Origin of the sequence: Streptomyces acidicola (genome assembly GCF_009377235.1) — a bacterium.
GTDB lineage: Bacteria > Actinomycetota > Actinomycetes > Streptomycetales > Streptomycetaceae > Streptomyces > Streptomyces acidicola.
Map to the genome: position 1 here is coordinate 1 of NZ_VMNX01000538.1, position 1,080 is coordinate 1,080.

Consider the following 1,080-nt stretch of genomic DNA (forward strand, 5'->3'; position numbering starts at 1 on the left):
CCCCCGCCAACCACCCCTCAGGCGCCGCAAGATGATGGACCTGCCGCTCGGCAGGGCGCCAGACCCCCACCCAGCTGCCGACCGCACCGTCCACCCGAAGAGCCACCGCACAACTCTCCGGCGTAAGCACCTGCCCGGGCTGAATCGCGAACGGTGTCACCACGCAGTCCCGCAACCGCAGGCACTCGGGAAACCGGACCGGCAGCGTACTGCCCAACACCCCCCAGCCGAGCCGCCCATGGCCGGGCGAGGGCGCGTCCGAGCGAATCAGCAGGAGCCCGCTGTCGGGGTCGGCCAGTAGCAGCCGATCGTCACTGTCCTCAGCGATCTGGAGCAGTGGAGACACCGAGCCACCCTCCTCCAGGTCCACCACCACCGTCTTCGTCCGCCCACGCAGCGTCCGGTCCAGGGCGAGCATCCGCCCCGTAGCGTCCAGCCACACACCCCCCGAACAACTCCCCGGCACCTCCGCCAGACGCTCCGGACCGAACGCCCCGCCCGCCACCAGCCACACCACCGTCGAACTCCGCCCCACGGCAAGGGCGTACGCGCACTCCCCGCGTGGCGCCGGTGGCAGCAACCGCACCCGGTCCGACGGGTCCGGACACTCGACCGCGCCGAGGAACAGCTCACCGGTCCCGGGGCCCGTCGGATAGAGGAGCGAGAACAGATGCCGCCCGCCCGCGATCCGGTGGATCAGCACCCGGCCGTCGCTTATCGGGAGTACCTCGGTGCCGGGCTCCTCCGGCTGGTTCGCGGGCAACGGCACCGCGTACGGCTCGGGGCCGTCCAGAGTCCAGCGCTCCGGGAACCAGGACTCCCCGGCCAGGGCGAGGCGTGCCGCGTACGTCCCGTCGGCGGTGATCACGCATCCGGGCCGTGGGGCTCCGCCGTCGTCGTCGTTCCCCACGGCCACCTCGGTGGCACAGACCGTCATTGTTCGGTCACCTCCGGCGACGAAGGTAGTTTTCGTACGCACAGACGTGGCACCGGCGGGCCGCTGCTTCACACATAAGGGTGTCGGTCTCGCGGTTCGCCTGAGGTGATGGGGGTGGGTGTGCAGGGGCTGTCTCTTATAAA

1 protein-coding gene is annotated in these 1,080 nt (G+C 70.6%); it reads right to left on the reverse strand.

Going from position 1 to position 1,080, the window contains the following annotated elements:
- Positions 1-937: hypothetical protein (locus FPZ41_RS46675; protein ID WP_152870963.1), on the reverse strand; the 937-nt coding region annotated here is incomplete at its 3' end.
- Positions 938-1,080 lie beyond the last annotated feature (143 nt).